A 16490-nucleotide genomic window follows, 5' to 3' on the forward strand; every position below is an offset into this window, starting at 1 on the left:
ATGCGCTCCGCGCCGGGTGCGGTCGTCATCGCAGCTCACGATGGATCGTAGGATCGGTATGTGAGATCTCAGACGATCGAGGTGGTAACGGGTTCCCGGGAACGGGTGCACGACATCACCTCCGAGTGCGAGAGCTTCGTCCGGTCATGCGGGGGCGACGGTCTGTTGAACGTCTTCGTGCCCCACGCGACCGCCGGGGTCGCGCTGCTGGAGCTGGGCTCAGGCAGTGACGACGATCTGCTCGCGGCGCTGGAGGCCCTGCTTCCCGCCGATGACAGATGGAGGCATGCGCACGGCTCAAGAGGGCATGGACGGTCGCATGTCATGCCCGCCCTCATTCCGCCGTACGCCACCGTCCCGGTCCTGTCGGGACGGCTCGCGCTGGGAACCTGGCAGTCCATCGCCGTGGTGGATCTCAACGTCGACAATCTGGAACGCCAGGTCCGTTTGTCATTTTTGTCGGACTAATTCATACGTAGCCCAGTCGTTGCCGTGGCGACCGTTGACGACTAAGGGTCACAGCGTGTGGACTGTGCCGAAGCACTTTGAGCACCGTGTGATTGCGGGGCCATCCAAGCAGGAGGGACAAACGTGAGCGCGACCGCGGGTCAGGCCCAGGGCGAACGCGGCCTGGCCGAACGACTCGGCCTCAAGCAGGGTCAGGTGGTGCAGGAAGTCGGATGGGACGAGGACGCTGACGACGATCTGCGCGACTCCGTCGAGGAGCTGACCGGTAACGAGCTGGTCGATGAAGACTTCGAGGACGTCGTCGACGTCGTGCTGCTCTGGTGGCGTGACGGTGACGGTGATCTGTTCGACGCCCTGAGCAGCGTGGTGACCAACCTCACCGATGGTGGCCAGATCTGGCTGCTCACTCCCAAAGCCGGCCGGGACGGGCACGTGGAGCCGAGCGACATCGGGGAAGACGCCACCACTGCGGGTCTCTCGCAGACCAGCAGCATCAGTGCGGCCCCCGACTGGTCGGGGACGCGTCTGGCGACGCCCAAGGCGCGCCGCTAAGGGTCCGCCCTGCCGTACGGCTCGCGTGAGCCGTACGGCAGGATGATGACGCATGCCTCATGCGACGAAAGGAACCCCGGCCATGGCGATCGAGGTGGGTACCCGGGCTCCGGGCTTCGAGCTGAGCGACCAGCACGGCACCCCGGTCAAGCTTTCCGACCACCGGGGCAAAAAGATCGTGCTGATCTTCTATCCTCTCGCGTTCACCGGCGTCTGCGGCGGCGAACTCGACGCCCTCCGCGACGAGTTCATGGCCGACATGCCCGAGGACGTTGAAGTTCTCACCATCTCGGTTGACTCCATCTTCGCTCACCGCGCGTGGGCGGATCAGAAGGGCTACACCTTCCCGCTGCTCTCCGACTTCTGGCCGCACGGACAGGTCGCGCGGGCGTACGGTGTGTTCGATGAGGAGAAGGGCATCGCTGAGCGCGGAACCTTCGTCATCGACGGCGAGGGCGTGGTCCGCTGGCGTGTCGTGAATCCGATTTCACAGGCCCGCGACATCGCCGAGTACCGCAAGGTGCTCGCCGAACTTCCCTAAGCGGTGATCCGGCGACCGCCCGTTCGCGCGGCGCCCGCCGGTCCGACCTCTCGGAGGCGATCATGCCCTGCTTCTCCTGCGGGGCCAGGCAGACCGACCCGATCCGTGGTGCCAGCCCGTGGACGCGCGGGGTGTGCGACGAGACGCAGGTGCTGATCTGCCCGGACTGCCGGCGCACCCATGAAGTCGAGCTCGACACGTGCTCCTCATGCGGCTCCGTCGCGCTCATCTGCCGGCTCGGCGAGGTGGAGTGCCGGTCCTGCGGCTCGGTGCGGCTCGCCCGTGCCGACGGCCGGCCGGCCGTCGCCTGCGCCCCGGGCCTGGCCGACGAGGTGGAGGCCGCCCTGGCCAGGGTGCTGCGCCGGGTCCCCTGAGGGGCCGTTTTCGCCCGGGGACTACGCGTACGTGGTGTTCGAGACCGGAACGATGAACACCTCAGGTACCCGTGAGTCGCGTACGAGGCCGTGGCCGGGTTTCCTGTCGGCTCCTCGCCACAGTGGTGGATCTCCCTCATCCGCGCGCGTACGCCGTGCGCTAGGGTCGGGCTCGGTCCCGCTCCTTCGAGCCGCTGGATGGGTGCATGAACTCCTTCGTTGTTGCCCTTGACGTCGGTGGAACGTCGATGAAGGGCGGCCTCGTCACCAGTTCCGGCGAGATCATCCGCACCGACCGCCGCGCGACCCCGCGGGATCGGGGCCCCGCCGTCGTCGTCGCGACGATCCGATCGTTCATCGACGACCTCGCCACCGCGGGCGGCGGCGCCCCCGCGGGTGTCGGACTCGCGGTACCCGGCCTGGTCACCGCGGATGCGGCCCTCTACTCCGCGAACATCGGCTGGAGGGATGTCCCCGCGACGGATTTCGTCCCGCTCGACGTCCCCGTCATGCTCGGCCACGACGTCCGCACCGGAGGCCTCGCGGAGAGCGTCCTCGGTGCCGGTCGCGAGTTCTCCGACTTCCTGTTCCTGCCCATCGGCACCGGCATCGCGGGCGCTGTGATCCTGCACGGCGAGCCGTACGGCGGGACCGCCGGCTGGGGCGGCGAGATCGGCCACATCCCGGTCTTCCCGGAGGGCGAGCCGTGTGCCTGCGGTCAGATCGGCTGCCTGGAGACCTACGCCTCCGCCTCCGCGGTAGCCCGTCGCTACTCCACCCGCGCCACCTCGTCCGCCTCTCCCGTCACCGCCGAGCAGGTCGCAGCCCTGACCGCCTCCGGAGATCCTCTCGCCATGGAGATCTGGGACGAGGCGGTCGAGGCGCTGTCCCTGGCCCTGGCCAGCTACACGCTCTTGCTGGACCCCTCGGCCATCGTCCTCGGCGGCGGCCTCGCCGAGGCGGGTTCCCTCCTCTCCGTCCCGCTGGCCGAGCGCCTTCAGAAACGCCTCGCCTTCCGCGACGCACCACCTCTGCGTCAGGCCGCTCTCGGCGTGTCGGCCGGCATGCTCGGCGCCGCCCTCCTCGGCTGGCGCGCCGCCGGTTTCGCCGACGCGGGGGTCACCTGGTCTCCCGATGTGCTGAAAACCCCCCGGGTGGCGTAAGGTGTTGTCCCGTCTGTCCAACGGGATTACCCCGGGCGCTTAGCTCAGCGGTAGAGCGCTCGCCTTACAAGCGAGATGTCACTGGTTCGAACCCAGTAGTGCCCACCAGCCAAAACGCCCCGTATCCGATCTTCGGAACGGGGCGTGAGTGACTAACTGGGTGACTAACTCCCGAAGATGTCATCCATGGCTTCCGCTCCCTGCATGAGCACGGGCCGGATCTGCTTCCTGTAGACGGTCTCGGTGACCACTGTGTTCCGGTGGCCGACCAGGCGTGAGATGTCCTCGATCGGGACGCCGGAGTCCGAGAGCAGCGAGACGAAGCTGTGCCGCATCTCGCGAGGGGTCCAGTCGGTGCCACGGAGTCCCGTCTTCTCAATGATCTTCCGTACGTCGCGACGTACGTTGCCCGCGCTCATGGCGGTTCCTTTCGAGGTAGAGAAGACGAGGCCCGCTTCTGTACCCGCCTTCTCCTGCTCTTCCCGGAGTGTCCGCAGCGCCTCCACACACCGCCGGGGGAGCTTGAGAGAACGGCGCGACTTGACGGTCTTGGTGTCTCCCTTCTGTCGCACGGACCGCCACACGTAGATCGCGAACTGCTCGTGCTCCCAGCCGGTCTCGGTGATCGGGGACCACAGGTTGCGGTTCTCGTCGAAGGCGACCACGTGCGACCAGAGAAGCGCACGCAACTCCTCCGTACGGGCACCGATCAGCAGCGAGAGCACCACGTACGCCCGCATGCGCGGGTTGGCCTGCTCCGCCAGGGCGATGATGGAGCTGGCCTGCGCGAGCGTGAGCGCCTTGGAGGTACGGCCCTCGCGTCCCTCCGGGATCTCGCAGAGATCGACCACGTTCCGCTTCACCTTGTCGCGGCGCATGGCGCTCTTCACCGACCGGTTGAGGATGCCGTGGATCAGCTTGAGCGACCGGGTGCTCAGCTTGTCCGTCTTGCTCGCAAGCCACCGGTCGACGTCCTCCACCGACAGGTCACGCAGCTTGCGCGCTCCCACTGCGGGGATCACGTGCTTGTCGGCGTAGGTGGTGTACATCTTCACCGTGGTCGCCGAGCGCCCGCCCAGGCCGTGCTGCAACCAGTACTTCACGGCGTCGGCCACCGTGTAGTTCGCCGGTGCGATGGCCAGGCCGTCGTCATAGTCGCGAATGATCTCTTTGAGCTTGTCCTTCGCCTCTGTCTTGCTCCTGCCGCTGGCCTTCTTGACGATGCGCTTTCCGGCGGGGGTGTAGCCGACCGTCACCGAGGCGATCCAGCGTTCCCGCTGCTCGTCCCAGTGCAGGCCGCCGTCTCCCCGGCTGCGTCGTGCGGTCATGATGCCCTCGCTTCCCGTTCGAGTAGAGCGATGTAGTCGGAGATGGCCGAGGCCGGGATGAGCCGGGTACGGCCCTGGGTGATGGAGCGCAGACGGCCCGCCCTGATCTGCTCGTAGATCACGCTGCGACTCATGCTGAGCAGGTGCATGGCGTCGCATATGCGGTAGAGCCGCCGTTCGCCGGGCGGTCCGGGTGCTGTCACCCGTCCTCCCGCTCGGTGGCGATCTTCCGAGCGGTGGCGACCTTCTGGCGGATGTGCTCGGCCATGATCGCCTCACCGGGGGAGTAGCCCGATCCGGCGAACCGCCAGTGACCGAGAACGAGGGTTGTCTCGTCACCGAGGGCCGGGAGTCCGTGCCGCTCGCGTGCTTCGGTGGCCCGATGTGCGGTGCGTACCTGCCGAAGATCGCCGAGGGTGGTGGAGTAGCGGCGCGACTTGGATGAGAAGTGGCCACGAAATCCCAGCATGTGCGCCCAAGGTCGCAGCCGGAGCGCCTTGTACTCGGGACGTGCGCCCAGCTCCCAGCAGGTGCGGATCATCCGCCGGGCATGCTCGCTGACCGGAAGCGCGTCCAGGTGCAGCCCCGGCTTCAAGCCCGTCCCCTGACAGCGACCACAGGACGCCATCAGGCTCAACCGCCCCCGACCGCCACAGGCCGGACACGACAGCCGGTGATCGACGGTGCCGGAAGCTTCGGCACCCTTGGTGGCGTACTTAGCGATGTAACCCGCCACCGCCCGCTCGCTCAGCCCATCCGCCGCCTGGTCGAGCAGGATGGGCCGGATGTCGAGCTGATCGCCCCAGACCAGATCCCACCGGCCGAGATCACTCGGGGGAGAGGCGACCGTGACCCGCTGGACCGCCGGAGGGATCGCCCGCGTGAGCAGGCCGTGATCAGCCCAGTCCGGAGGGACCTCACTCCCGCCGCCCGGACCGTCGAGCCTGACGATGGCGTGGAAGTGCACCAGGCCGCGCCGCTGGTACTCGGCGACCTTGGCGAACGACACCCGGACCCGCTTGGCGAACTCCCGGCGGCTCAACCCCGCCTCGCTGGCGAGGGTGCGCCGTACTTCCAGGGTGAAGCGGTGCCACAGCGCGCCCGCGTGAGCCTGCCAGAGCACCGCGCCCACGTAGTCGTAACACCGGTCGCATATGGGTTGCCCGCGCCGTTCATCTCCCGGTTCATGGTGAGCATGACAGCCGACCGGATGCCCGTGCTCACAGACCTTGTCGCGCTCACGGGGACGGCAGGCCCGTACCGTCCCACTCTTCTCTCGCCGAGTGTGCACCGGTCCGAACGAGGGAGCGGTGAGCGTGACGAACGCCCGAGGATGCTCGCTCACCTCCTGCGGGACACCCTTGCCGCCGGACAGGCCCGCCCGGATGAGTTGGAAGGTATCGGCCCGGTAGACCTCCGAGCAGGACGGACACACCGAGGCCCGCCGGTTGCCACAGGCCACCAGCAGATGTCCGGACGGCTCGTCCGTCGTGCGGTAGCTGTGCAGCACCTCACCGCTGGTCGCGTTGACGATCAACGACTCGCCCGCCAGGTGTACCGGGTGGGCACACCCTCCGGTCGCGGCGACCATCGAGCGCCACCGGTCGTAGCCCGGATCGTTGATCACCCGTGCGAGATCGATCAGCCATTCCGGCTGCTGGTTGGCGGTGCGGTGCTGCGGTTCCTCCTTGCTGTTCATGACGTTCTCCTTCGCTCGCTCCCGACAGGTACTCCAACACGTGCTACGTCTTGGCCCATGTGGACATGGTAAACAACACGTGCTACCTCTTGTAAAGAGCAAACGTGGAAGAAGGAGAACTCGGCATGACCGACGAGAAGGGCGCCGCCCGGTGGCGAATCATCGCCGACCTCTTGCGTTCCGACGTGGTCCAAGACCACTACCAGCCAGGACAGGCACTCCCCGGCGAAGCGTTCCTCGCTTCCGAGTACGCCACCTCGCGCCCGACGATCCGCAAGGCCATCGCCCAGCTCGTTGGTGAAGGGCTGCTCACCGTCGCCCACGGCCGAGGGACGTTCGTTCGCCCTACTCCTGACCGTCGCCTTATTCTCATGGGCGGTTCAGAGCGCGAAGACCTGCTCAGCCCCACGTACGACCCTGCCAAGCAGGGATGGGAACACGTCACCGTCGCCAGCGAGGCCGAACGCACCGCAGGCGGTGTCACTCCCAACTCGGCACTGTTCATGACCATCGAGGGCAGCAAAGCCGACGTCCTAGGTGTGCGCCGGGGCCGCATGGGCGTCTATCGCTACGCCTACTGGCAGCACACCAAGACTCGCGCCCGCATCCACCTGTGCTCCTACCTCCTGGCCGATCAGGTCGCCACCATCACCGGCGAAGGCAGAGGCATGGAGATCGACTCTGAGATCGAGCCTCAGGACTACTACGCCCACCTGGAACGCACCCATGGGCCGCTGCGCTGGATCACCTCGGTTCACACTCAGATGCCCTACGGCGAGACCTACGAGGACCTCAACATGGAGCCCATCGGCACACCCTTGTTGCTGGTCCGTCGGCTGATGCTCAGCAAGGATGGCCGCCCGCTGGAGTTCACCGAGGTCGAAGCCCCCGGCGATCGCTTCGAAGCCGCAGCAGCCAGCGAACATGACCAGGCCGGATCAGACGGACAGGTCTCACTCAGGGTGTAGTGGGCTCAGACTTTCTTTACTGGTTTAAAGGCGGTCCGCTGCGCGGCCCGCCGGGCGCGCCGGTCGGCAAGCGTGCCCGGCTGCGGCTCTTCGGCCGGTCCGGGCACGCACCGCCCGCGCGCCCGAAGGCCAACAGAAGTTATCAGTTAAGACCGTGACGATCGCTCACTTCGGTTCTCGTCATACGCGGTCGGGGCGATCGGCTGCCGCGCGGCTTCCGGTGCTCGGGCCTGGTGGCCCTGTGCTCCGGGTCCGCTTGCCATCGGATGGCGGAGCGCCGGTCGGGTCGCTGTGTACAGCAGCGGGATACAGCAACATCGCCTTACGTGATCACAGGCCCCCACTTTGCATCTACTACTTGAGCAGGACAAGGAGTCTTTTACATCGTAGCTGGCTCCCGTTTGCACGCAGGTGTCATAGGTTCGTGCAACCTGACTGGGGGATTGCGCTGGGTGATCCTGGCCAACAGAAGGTTGACGTCGGTTGCGAACGCCATTACCGAGAGCGGTCCTCACCTGATCGAGGACTGAGGAGAGAACCGTTGGAGTCGAGGTCGTATCTCGCGAGTTCCCTCCTCCGGATTCTCTGGGCACCAAGGCTCCGGATTAGGTATCCGAGGCCGAGGCCCAGCGTTATTCCCAAGGCTCGAAAGGGTTCTTCGTCGAAGAAGACGACGATGAACAGCCCTGCGGCATAGGCGATTGTCCCCAGGGGGCCGTAGTAGCGGCGAAAGATGTAGAAGCGTCCTTGAATGTCGTCGCGAGCCCACATGCGGTACTTCAGCGGCAGTCGAAGGAAGAGAGTCCGGTAGAGAAGCCAGCGCCAGAAGGGCGGCCGATCCTGTAGGCGTACGGCGAGGCCGCCGCGGATGACGTCGAGGGATTCGCGCAGACTCGGTGTTGTCTGGCTGGGCTCTTGCAGGTCAAGGAGGGTGGACAGGAGTTCGTCGCCACGGGATTGGCGGAAGCGCGGGGGGTAGGCGCGCATCAGGAGGCGGCACCGGCGCTCGTAGGGGTGGTCCATCACGCTCCCATGCCTGGCTGAAGGTTGAGCCGTCGTGAGGCCGTCGCGGCCAGGCGGCTCAGCCGCGTCGTCTCCTCGGTGAGTATCTGTCGGCCATGGCCGGTGAGGTCGTAGTAGCGGCGGTGGCGGCCGTCGACGACCTCCTCCTTGACCACGCTGACCAGTCCGTCGCCGGCCAGTCGGTCCAGGGCACCGTAGAGGGTGCCGGCGCCGAGCCGGACGCGGTCTTCGGACAGTTCGCGTACTGCTTTGATCACGCCGTATCCGTGCAGTGGGTCTTGGGACAGGGCCAGAAGGATCAGGTAGCTCTGCTCGCGTAGCGCCATGCCTGATATATATCGTGAAACGTACTATTGATCAAGATTGGCCTGCTTCGGTGGTGGGCACCGGTAGGCGGCGACGGTTGACGACAACGGTGACGACAACATCGGCCACCACAGGCACGCGGCGGCAGCCATACACCACCCTTTGACCTCACGCCAGTCGAGCTGAACAGGGCAGTAGGTTCGCGGACGGTCGTATTCCTGTCTACTGGAGGCGTGGCGACATTGGTCCCTCAAGATCCCACGCCGCCACGCCCGTTCTACCGGGCTCTTCCGGACAGCAGAGCCGTCCAGATCACCCGAGCCTCATTGATTGGTCGGAGAAGCGTCTCTTGGACCTGATGGCCGCTGTCGAGCTGAATGGTTCGCCGGACGAACGCTCGACCGCCGCCCTCGCATAGTTCGTAGACCGTGGCGCGGCACCAACAGGTCCAGGCCACCGAGCGTGTCCGTTCAAGCGTCGGGTACGGCTCTCGCCAATCCAGGCGGATGTGGTCTCGCTGCGGCATCACGACGTGCGGGCTCAGGCACTCATCGAGCAGGATCACGACGTGCGCTCCGCAACGCCTCCGTACCGGTAGGACGCTTTGAGGAGCTCTTTATACCGCTGGGCGACGCAGTGGGCGACGGTGATCGGGTTGTCCGCGCTGTAGACCCGATACAGACGGCGGCCCGTTTTCGCCGAGGTCTTCCCCGTCCACCAGCGGTAGGCACGTCCGTCCGTCCAGACCAGGAGGTCGGTCCAGACGGAGACCAGGGCGACGCCGTGGCCCTCGTGGACGTCGGCCGAGACGCCGCAGTGTTCGAGGCCGATGCGCAGGCGCTCAGCAGCCAGGGCCGCCGGGCATCGTTGAGCGGGCCTTTTCCGGTTGAAAGTGCTCATGCCTCCAGCTCCTCCTGGTCGCGGAGTTGCTGGGCGAGTTCGGTGACGTTGTCGGCGTCGATTGTCCGATAGAGGCCCTTATTTATCTCTTCGTTGGTGAGGTGTCGGCCGTTCCGGGTTGCCCACAAACGACCCGCAGAACTACGCCAAATACACCATCCGGGAAATGCTGCCTGGAGGTCTTCCAGAATCACGGGTGTTGACATGGAGTAAGCGTCATTCCATTTGGGTGACGAACCCACCGCGTTCCAGAGACGTCCAGGACGTTTCAAAGTTAGAGTCGAAAACGTCCTTGACGTCCTCACTCCCCGAGGTGCACCGTGGCCAACGTCCCCCTACGCCGCGCCATGCTCGATGCGAAGCTGAGCAACCAGAACCTGGCGGATCGCTGCGAGGTGGACGTTAAGACGGTGGAACGCTGGTTACAGGATGAGGCACGAGTCCCGCACCTCCGGCACCAGTTGGCCGCCGCCGAGGCATTAGGAGTTGATACGTCCGTGTTGTGGCCAGAAGCTATTCGTAACACCGTGAAGACCGGTCCGGATCGAGAGGTTCTGACCGTTTACCCCTATCGGTCGGCGTGCCCCAAGTCGATCTGGCGCAACCTGATCACCTCGGCCCGCAACGAGATTGTCTTCGCCGGGTACACCAACTATTTCCTGTGGCTGGAACACCCCAACCTCGCCAAGGTCCTCAAGCGCAAGGCCGAGCAGGGGTGCAAGATCCGGTTTCTGATCGGCGACCCGGACAGCGAGGTCACCCGCCGCCGCGAAGAGGTGGAGAACGTCCCGCTGACGGTCTCTACCCGTATCCGGATCACCCTCTCGGAGATCGAGCAGGTTCGAGACGTGCCCGGCATCGAGGCGAGGTTCGGAGACGAGCACATCGCGATGAGCGTCTTTCGCTTCGATTCGGAGATGCTCGTAACGCCGCACCTGGCCAAACTCGTCGGCCACGACTCGCCGATGATGCACCTGCGCCGCTACCAGGACGACGGGCTGTTCGACCGGTTCGGCTACCACGCCTCCGAGCTGTGGAGCAACGGGCGGGACGTGTGGGCGGGGGAGGAGCGGAAGGCTGCGGAGAGCGCCAGTTCTGGGTGACTATCTGGGTGACAACGACCCCGGACAGGGGCGGACAACGGTGGACGGTCGTGGACCGTACGACCAGGTCAGCGCCGGTATCAGCCCTGGTCGCGCCCTTGCTCGGATCGCCTTACAAGCGAGATGTCACTGGTTCGAACCCAGTAGTGCCCACCGCAAGCCCCCCACCTGCGAAAACAGGCGAGGGGCTTTTCTTTTTTGTTGCCAGACCGCCTCGCCGCGTCGCTCAGCTGGTTGTTGCCTCAACACGTGAGCACGCGCTGGTGTCATGCCCCTTGGCGCCTCGGGCGGGGCGAGGTGGCTCTTCGCTCGTTGCTGTTGGCAACGATTCGCTACCCTGAGTGAGGTGAGTGTGTGGAGGGAGTCTCAGGTGCATAAGCCGTATGGCTTTGAGATCGAGCCGGAGGTCCGTGAGTGGCTCGACAACCTGAGCGACAGCGACTTCAAGCGGGTTGACGAGGTAGCTGGTCTACTGGCGGAAAAAGGGGCTGAGCTTGGCGGTCCATGGTCGGACCATCTGGAAGGGTCGGTCTGGGAACTGCGGGTTCGGCTCCGCGATGTTGCAGCTCGGGTGACGTACTGGTGTACTCCGGATAGGAGAATCGTGTTGCTCACGGCTTTCCGCAAGACCAAGCAGCACGATCAACGGCAGATCGACAGGGCGGTCCGGGCGCAGAAGATCTGTGAACGCGATCACCATGGACCGGTGGCCGAGATCTATGAGAGGAAGGTGTGATGACTGGTTATCACACCCGCTGGGTGCGGCCTGAACCTGAGACCGAGGATCCCGAACGGATCATGATCCGTGAAGCGCTGGCTTTTGGTAAGGCGCTGTATGACCGGCGTGGTGCGCTTGGACTGACCGTGGCGGAACTGGCCGAGCGTGCGGGTATGACCGAGGATGAGATCGAGTGCATCGAGGAAGGCGGGACCGCGCCGACGGTCGCCTTGCTGCGGCATCTGGCCGCGGCGCTGAACGCTGACGTCCGTCTCACCTCCGGTCATGATCTGGGGTCGGTCTGGTTCGAGCCTCACGCGGCGTGATCGACGGACACCTGTCGTCCGGCGTGCAAGAATCCCACTTGCTGTCAAAGTGCTGTGGGTACCAAAAACAGCCCTGACGGCAGGACGCGTAGAGAGCGCGAGTTTTGGGTGACCAACTAGGTGACAACGACCCCGGACGGGGGCGGACAACGGTGGACGGTCGTGGACCGTACGCCCAGGTCAGAGCCGGTATCCGCCCTGGTCGCGCCCCTGCTCGGATCGCCTTACAAGCGAGATGTCACTGGTTCGAACCCAGTAGTGCCCACCGCAAGCCCTTCACCTGCGACAACAGGTGAGGGGCTTCTCTTTTTGCTGCCAGACCACCTTGCCGCGTCGCTTAGCCAGATGTCGCCTCAGCCCTTGAGTCGTACGTGAGCCCGGTTTGCATGCGCTGCCTTTGACCTCCGATAGGCAGCAGACCGATATTCAGCCTTCGCTGAAGAGATCTTCCAGGATGAGACGAGCCCGATCAGGGACGGGTTCGTCCGGAAAGATCTCTGCGCACAGCGTGAGGATTTCATCGACCGAGTCAAGGGCGAGGCGCTCGACAAGAGCACGAATGTCGCCGATGTCTCGTCGGCGAGCAGCCAGAACCTTCATCGCGAGAAGATGTTCCGGTGACGCTGCAGAACGTGTAGTCCTGGATGGTCGAAGACTCGTCGAGCCGAGCTGTCTCCGCCGGGAGCGACGTAGGCACTGGCCTGCTCGTTGAGCCACCACGACGGCAGACCGAGCTCGGACGCGACCGCGCGTGCCTCGTCGAGGACGATCCCGTGCGGCTCGAAGACGGCGTCGATGTCACGGGTGGACCGGCGGGCGTCATAAGCCAGGGCCATGGCCGCCCCGCCAAAGATGTAAAGATCGGCGATGACCCCGCGGCGGGCAAGACGATCACCGAGACGTCGGAACGCGTCTTCGATCGCAGTCCGATCGAGCAGCGGGGCGTCGTTCATGCGACTTCCAGTTCCTGGGGGTGGATGAAGACCCCACGGCGGCGGAAGGAAGCCGGTGCATGGACGAATGCGTCGACGCGGGCCGCGGGAGTGTTGAACGGAAACCAGAACCGGTGGAGCTGCCGTGATTCGGTCCAGGGGGGGCCGGCCTGGCCATCCTTCGCGGCAAGATGCTCAGCGAGCGCGGCAAGGAAGACATCCCAGTGGGGATCTCCCATGCTGGAGGGCTCTGGGGACAACAGGTCGAGCCGGACCACAGGTGGCTCATGCCGGTATTCCTCCAGGAATTCGGCGACCAAGCGCCAGCGTGTCTCCTCGTTGGGATGATCGGCCAGCCAGCCCGCGAGCACCGCGATGGAGGCGGCTTGATACTGCTGGACGCGCTTCATGGTTATCACGTTAGCTCAATGCCCGGCGCAAGAGGATCGGTTGGATCAGCCCTGCTCGTTGAGGTGTACCGGCCTACACTCGCGGCTATGAGGGGCAGGTGTGAGTAAGTGTGTCCCTCCGCAGGTCGGCTGCCGGGGCAGGACCTCAAGGAGCTGAGACCTGGATCCAGCGGGCGGAGCGAGGGGCGGCTGCTCTTCGTTTTCGACCCCTGGCGTCAAGCGGTGTTCCTGGTCGCCGGAGACAAGTCCGGTGACTGGAGTGGTTGGTATGACGTGGCGATCAAAACAGCAGAGGCGCGTTTTGCCCGGTACCTCAAAGAGGGGGAGCAATGAGCGATCAGGCGGTGACATGGGAGGAACTGCGTGCTGAGCTTGTCCAGCCCGACGATGAGCAGGAGGTTGCTCAACTCCGCGATGGGCTCGTAGCTCGCCAGCGTGCCTACCAACTCGCTGAAGCCAGACGTAAGCTCGGCCTACGGCAAGAGAATGTCGCTCAGGCGATGGGCGTGTCACAGGCCCGCATCTCACAGATCGAGAGCGGAGTGATCAGCGAAGTGGCCACCCCGGCTGCTTACGTAACGGCGCTCGGAGGTCAGCTCAAGATAGTGGCCGACTTCGGCGACTCGGCCATGGTGCTCGATACGCCTCGCGGTCGCCGTACGGGGTGATCGTGTCCATGATGGATACCGGGCTTCCCGTGTTCTTCTCTCCTTGCGGGCTTTCGCGTTGCTGCCGTGCCGTCCGGCCGTGTTTCGTGGCTGAGTGACCAACTGGGTGTCAACGACCACGGACGGGCCCGGACAACGCTGGACGCTCGTGGACCGTACGCCCAGGCGGCCCTGGTCGCGCCCCCGCTCGGATCGCCTTACAAGCGAGATGTCACTGGTTCGAACCCGGTAGTGCCCACCGCAAGACCCTGACCTGTGCAAACGAGTCGGGGTCTTTTGTGTTTCGTGTCCTGTCCTTTGGCTGTACCGCTCAGACGGAACTCGCCTCAACTGTCGTCCATGCCGGCGGACTTTCCGAGGGCGGCTTGGCGCTGATGAGGGCTCATGTGGGGCGAGATGGGTTTGATTCTGAACCCGGTCGGGTCGACCTACGCCGCCTGTGAACCTCTGCCGCCGGACGGGTTCGCGGGATCGCGGTACCTGGCGTTACCGGCCCGCATCCCCCAAAGGAAGCTCGCAACCGGATCGTGCCCTAGCGATCCTCTTCTCGGCCCGCGGGCGTGGCCGTTCGAGGCTGTGCCATCCGGGAGTGCTCGGGCCGGCACGCCGCCGCAGGTGTCAGAGGCCGGCCGCCGGTGATCCATTCCGTGATGGAGCCGTCGTACACCCGTACCCCGGTGACGCCGGCCGAGCGCAGGGCGAGCCAAACAGCCGGGGCGGAGATCGCCGCGCCGCAGTACGCGACAACCGGTGTGTCGACGTCGATCCCGGCTGCGGCGGCCACCGACCTGATGCGGGACGGCGGATGGTACAGCCCCGAGGAGTCGACGAGCATGCGCATCGGCAGTCTCGTCGCGCCCGGGATGAGCTGCGGCTGCTCCGCCCAACTGGAGTCGCGGCGGCAGTCGGCGATGGGCAGGCCGCCCGCCTGGTGCGCGAGCAGGTCGTTCAGACCGGCGATGGCGGAGCCGGTCTGGCTCAGGAGCGGCGGGTGAGTCACGCAGGGCCGCCGGGAGATCGGCCCGGTCTCCACGGGCCCGCCTGACCGCAGCCAGGCGGGCCATCCGCCGTCGAGGCGGAACGATCGCTCGAAGCCGTGAGCCCGCATCAGCCATACCAGCCGCGCCGCGGTGAACTGGTGGTTGTCGTCGTAGGCCACCAGGGTGGTGTCGGTGCCGACGCCGAGATCGGCGAGTGCGGCGGCGAGCGTCGCGGGATGGGCGGCCCGGCCCGGTGGTTGCGGGCCGGGCGCCTGGGTGGCGTCGAACCCGAGGTAGACGGCGCCGGGCACGCGCGAGCGGCGATACAGGTTGTGCCCGGCCGGACCATCGCCCACCGGCCAGCGTGTGTCGACGATCCGGACCGACGGTGCGCCGATCAACCCGACCAGCTCATCACACGAGACGAGCAGTTTCTCCACGGTGATTCTCCCGGTTGGCGGTGTTGGCGGCACCCCATGAGCGCCTCCGTGCTCTATCGCATATGACCACAGAGATCGGCCTTGGGGATCCCCCGGAGTGTGGATACCGGCTGTCGTGCGGTGAGCGGCACCTCATCGGTCATCTGTTCGTACTGAGCGAAAACGACCCCGGCCCGGCCGCGGAGATGGAGGGGGCAGGGGAAAGAGGTGCGGGGCGGGAGGCAGAAGGGCGCGCTCGCCCCAGTCGATTCCCGGCCGCGACGTTACGAACCGGGCCGGAAACCGAGTTCTCTCTGCTCAGAGCAGATCTGCCCCAGGCAGATCGTGTCGACGCCGCCCCGGATCGCTCCACATGATGGACGCATGAGCGAAGAATCGAAACTTCCACTGTTCAACGCGCGGGTAAGGCATCAGCTTTACGAGCAGCGTGTTCTCGTTCTCGACGGCCCTCTCGATGACGACAATGGGACGTTGCTCGCCACGCAATTGATAGCCCTCGCCACGCAGGACGCGTCGACCGACATCGCATTGTGGATTCACTCCCCGGGCGGCTCGGTTCCATCGATGCTTGCGATCCGTGACATCATTCGACTCATTCCCTGTGACGTATCGACCCTCGTGCTGGGCATCGCCTACAGCGCCGGGCAATTCTTGCTGTCATCGGGTACCCGAGGGAAGCGCCGCGCCCTGCCGCACGCACGTGTCCTGATGCATCAAGGCTCGGCCGGAATCGGCGGCACCGCAGTCGACATCGAACTGCAGGCCGGCGACCTTCGGCATACTCGCGACACGGTGCTCGGCCTTATCGCCGAGGACACGGGCCAGCCCGTAGAGCGCATATTCGAGGATTCTCTGCACGATCGCTGGTACACAACGCAAGAGGCACTGGACTACGGCTTCATAGACACAATCGTCCGCAGTTTCGACGAAATCGCACCACACAGTCGCCCGCGACTTGGATTCGGCGTCACCGAAGGAGTCGGTCAGTGACCACGTACACGATCCCTAACGTCATCGCCCGGGATTCTCGTGGCGAGCGGATCATGGATGTCTACTCGCACCTGCTCACCGAGCGAATCGTCTACCTGGGAACCGCAATTGATGCGGGCGTCGCGAACGCGCTCGTCGCACAGCTTATTTTTCTGGAGTCGGACAACCCCGATGCCCCCATACAGTTCTATATCAACTGTGAAGGCGGGGATCCGAGCGCAATGCTCGCGATATACGACACCATGCGCTATATCCGCCCGCGGGTTGAGACAACCTGCGTTGGGCAGGCCATCGCGGTGGGCGCCGTCCTTCTCGCCGCGGGCGCCGAAGGAAAACGTGCCGCTCTCCCGCACGCACGAATAATCCTGCACCAACCAGCTGCTCAGGGGCGCGGAACGATCCCCGATCTCATCTTGCAGGCCGATGAGGTGGTACGTGTCCGAGCGGACATCGAACGCATACTGTCACGGCACACGGGCCAGACTGTCGAGACCCTGCGCGCCGACACCGATCACGATCGCGTGTTCACCGCGACCGCGGCCTTGGAGTACGGGATCCTCGATCAGATCATCGAGGAGCATGCATAGGCTCGGATGATTTC

The 16490-nt window shown here is 65.3% G+C and carries 22 protein-coding genes, 1 tRNA gene and 1 pseudogene; 14 read left to right on the forward strand and 10 right to left on the reverse strand.

The features are described from left to right. Positions 1–60 precede the first annotated feature (60 nt). From AB0K21_RS29485 to AB0K21_RS29510, 6 genes are all read left to right on the forward strand, one after another. Entirely contained in the window at positions 61–468 is a 408-nt protein-coding gene (locus tag AB0K21_RS29485; protein ID WP_343967721.1) for a secondary thiamine-phosphate synthase enzyme YjbQ, read from the forward strand. 123 nt (positions 469–591) lie between these two features. Then, entirely contained in the window at positions 592–1020 is a 429-nt protein-coding gene (locus tag AB0K21_RS29490; RefSeq protein ID WP_030920118.1) for a DUF3052 domain-containing protein, read from the forward strand. Positions 1021–1102: 82 nt separating this feature from the next. After that, on the forward strand, positions 1103–1561 hold the full coding sequence (locus tag AB0K21_RS29495) for a peroxiredoxin (RefSeq protein ID WP_343967724.1): 459 nt from the start codon (positions 1103–1105) through the stop codon (positions 1559–1561). 62 nt (positions 1562–1623) lie between these two features. Continuing rightward, positions 1624–1935 carry a hypothetical protein gene (locus AB0K21_RS29500; protein WP_343967726.1) on the forward strand — a complete coding sequence of 104 codons (312 nt, stop codon included), beginning with the start codon at positions 1624–1626 and terminating at the stop codon, positions 1933–1935. A gap of 206 nt (positions 1936–2141) precedes the next feature. Beyond that, positions 2142–3098: an ROK family protein gene (locus AB0K21_RS29505; RefSeq protein ID WP_364154954.1), complete on the forward strand. Its 957-nt coding sequence runs from the start codon at positions 2142–2144 to the stop codon at positions 3096–3098. Positions 3099–3131: 33 nt separating this feature from the next. After that, positions 3132–3206: transfer RNA gene (locus tag AB0K21_RS29510), tRNA-Val, on the forward strand. A gap of 56 nt (positions 3207–3262) precedes the next feature. Here AB0K21_RS29510 and AB0K21_RS29515 read toward each other — a convergent pair. The 3 genes from AB0K21_RS29515 to AB0K21_RS29525 are packed head-to-tail and all read right to left on the reverse strand — an operon-like array spanning position 3263 to position 6125. Continuing rightward, complete coding sequence (locus tag AB0K21_RS29515; RefSeq protein WP_364154956.1) at positions 3263–4426, reverse strand: site-specific integrase; 1164 nt, start codon at positions 4424–4426, stop codon at positions 3263–3265. Continuing rightward, positions 4423–4629: a helix-turn-helix domain-containing protein gene (locus tag AB0K21_RS29520; protein ID WP_364154958.1), complete on the reverse strand. Its 207-nt coding sequence runs from the start codon at positions 4627–4629 to the stop codon at positions 4423–4425. The genes AB0K21_RS29515 and AB0K21_RS29520 overlap by 4 nt, the downstream gene beginning before the upstream one ends. Further along, entirely contained in the window at positions 4626–6125 is a 1500-nt protein-coding gene (locus AB0K21_RS29525; protein ID WP_364154960.1) for a replication initiator, read from the reverse strand. The genes AB0K21_RS29520 and AB0K21_RS29525 overlap by 4 nt, the downstream gene beginning before the upstream one ends. A 125-nt stretch (positions 6126–6250) precedes the next feature. Here AB0K21_RS29525 and AB0K21_RS29530 point away from each other — a divergent pair, with 125 nt between their 5' ends. Then, the gene (locus tag AB0K21_RS29530; RefSeq protein ID WP_364154962.1) at positions 6251–7093 is read left to right on the forward strand and encodes a GntR family transcriptional regulator; all 843 of its coding nucleotides are present in this window, start codon (positions 6251–6253) and stop codon (positions 7091–7093) included. Between the two features lie 495 nt (positions 7094–7588). Here AB0K21_RS29530 and AB0K21_RS29535 read toward each other — a convergent pair whose 3' ends face one another. The 3 genes from AB0K21_RS29535 to AB0K21_RS29545 form a co-directional block, all read right to left on the reverse strand. Next, complete coding sequence (locus AB0K21_RS29535; RefSeq protein ID WP_364154964.1) at positions 7589–8116, reverse strand: hypothetical protein; 528 nt, start codon at positions 8114–8116, stop codon at positions 7589–7591. Continuing rightward, positions 8116–8442: a helix-turn-helix transcriptional regulator gene (locus AB0K21_RS29540; RefSeq protein WP_364154966.1), complete on the reverse strand. Its 327-nt coding sequence runs from the start codon at positions 8440–8442 to the stop codon at positions 8116–8118. Before AB0K21_RS29540 ends, AB0K21_RS29535 begins: the two co-directional genes overlap by 1 nt. Positions 8443–8983: 541 nt before the next feature. Then, positions 8984–9322 carry a hypothetical protein gene (locus tag AB0K21_RS29545; protein ID WP_364154968.1) on the reverse strand — a complete coding sequence of 113 codons (339 nt, stop codon included), beginning with the start codon at positions 9320–9322 and terminating at the stop codon, positions 8984–8986. Positions 9323–9642: 320 nt separating this feature from the next. Here AB0K21_RS29545 and AB0K21_RS29550 point away from each other — a divergent pair, with 320 nt between their 5' ends. The 3 genes from AB0K21_RS29550 to AB0K21_RS29560 all read left to right on the forward strand — a co-directional run bounded on the left by AB0K21_RS29550 (position 9643) and on the right by AB0K21_RS29560 (position 11469). Then, on the forward strand, positions 9643–10425 hold the full coding sequence (locus tag AB0K21_RS29550; RefSeq protein ID WP_364154970.1) for a hypothetical protein: 783 nt from the start codon (positions 9643–9645) through the stop codon (positions 10423–10425). Positions 10426–10795: 370 nt separating this feature from the next. Beyond that, on the forward strand, positions 10796–11161 hold the full coding sequence (locus AB0K21_RS29555) for a type II toxin-antitoxin system RelE/ParE family toxin (protein ID WP_343967730.1): 366 nt from the start codon (positions 10796–10798) through the stop codon (positions 11159–11161). Continuing rightward, positions 11161–11469, forward strand: coding sequence for a helix-turn-helix transcriptional regulator (locus tag AB0K21_RS29560; RefSeq protein ID WP_343967732.1), 309 nt, complete (start codon positions 11161–11163; stop codon positions 11467–11469). Before AB0K21_RS29555 ends, AB0K21_RS29560 begins: the two co-directional genes overlap by 1 nt. A 426-nt stretch (positions 11470–11895) precedes the next feature. Here the strand turns inward: AB0K21_RS29560 and AB0K21_RS29565 are convergent, their stop codons facing one another. Genes AB0K21_RS29565 through AB0K21_RS29575 form a run of 3 tightly spaced genes read right to left on the reverse strand, consistent with a single transcriptional unit; the run spans position 11896 to position 12811 of the window. Beyond that, positions 11896–12069, reverse strand: coding sequence for a hypothetical protein (locus AB0K21_RS29565; protein WP_343967734.1), 174 nt, complete (start codon positions 12067–12069; stop codon positions 11896–11898). After that, positions 12066–12422 (reverse strand): hypothetical protein, encoded by a 357-nt coding sequence (locus tag AB0K21_RS29570; protein WP_364154973.1) that lies wholly within the window; start codon positions 12420–12422, stop codon positions 12066–12068. The genes AB0K21_RS29565 and AB0K21_RS29570 overlap by 4 nt, the downstream gene beginning before the upstream one ends. After that, positions 12419–12811, reverse strand: coding sequence for a hypothetical protein (locus AB0K21_RS29575; RefSeq protein WP_343967738.1), 393 nt, complete (start codon positions 12809–12811; stop codon positions 12419–12421). The genes AB0K21_RS29570 and AB0K21_RS29575 overlap by 4 nt, the downstream gene beginning before the upstream one ends. 141 nt (positions 12812–12952) lie before the next feature. Here AB0K21_RS29575 and AB0K21_RS29580 point away from each other — a divergent pair. Then, positions 12953–13144, forward strand: a pseudogene (locus tag AB0K21_RS29580) (type II toxin-antitoxin system RelE/ParE family toxin); the annotation flags it as partial. Further along, a complete protein-coding gene (locus AB0K21_RS29585) occupies positions 13141–13479 on the forward strand; it encodes a helix-turn-helix domain-containing protein (RefSeq protein ID WP_343967741.1) in 339 nt (112 codons plus the stop codon). The pseudogene AB0K21_RS29580 and the gene AB0K21_RS29585, both read left to right, overlap by 4 nt. A gap of 532 nt (positions 13480–14011) precedes the next feature. On the opposite strand, the gene AB0K21_RS29590 is transcribed toward AB0K21_RS29585, so the two are convergent. Then, complete coding sequence (locus AB0K21_RS29590) at positions 14012–14899, reverse strand: rhodanese-like domain-containing protein (protein ID WP_364154975.1); 888 nt, start codon at positions 14897–14899, stop codon at positions 14012–14014. A gap of 363 nt (positions 14900–15262) precedes the next feature. Here AB0K21_RS29590 and AB0K21_RS29595 point away from each other — a divergent pair, with 363 nt between their 5' ends. Beyond that, positions 15263–15889: an ATP-dependent Clp protease proteolytic subunit gene (locus AB0K21_RS29595; RefSeq protein ID WP_343980044.1), complete on the forward strand. Its 627-nt coding sequence runs from the start codon at positions 15263–15265 to the stop codon at positions 15887–15889. Next, positions 15886–16476, forward strand: coding sequence for an ATP-dependent Clp protease proteolytic subunit (locus AB0K21_RS29600; protein WP_343980047.1), 591 nt, complete (start codon positions 15886–15888; stop codon positions 16474–16476). The genes AB0K21_RS29595 and AB0K21_RS29600 overlap by 4 nt, the downstream gene beginning before the upstream one ends. The last annotated feature ends 14 nt before the right edge of the window (positions 16477–16490 follow it).

This window comes from Streptosporangium sp. NPDC049248, from assembly GCF_040678965.1.
GTDB classification, from domain to species: domain Bacteria; phylum Actinomycetota; class Actinomycetes; order Streptosporangiales; family Streptosporangiaceae; genus Streptosporangium; species Streptosporangium fukuiense.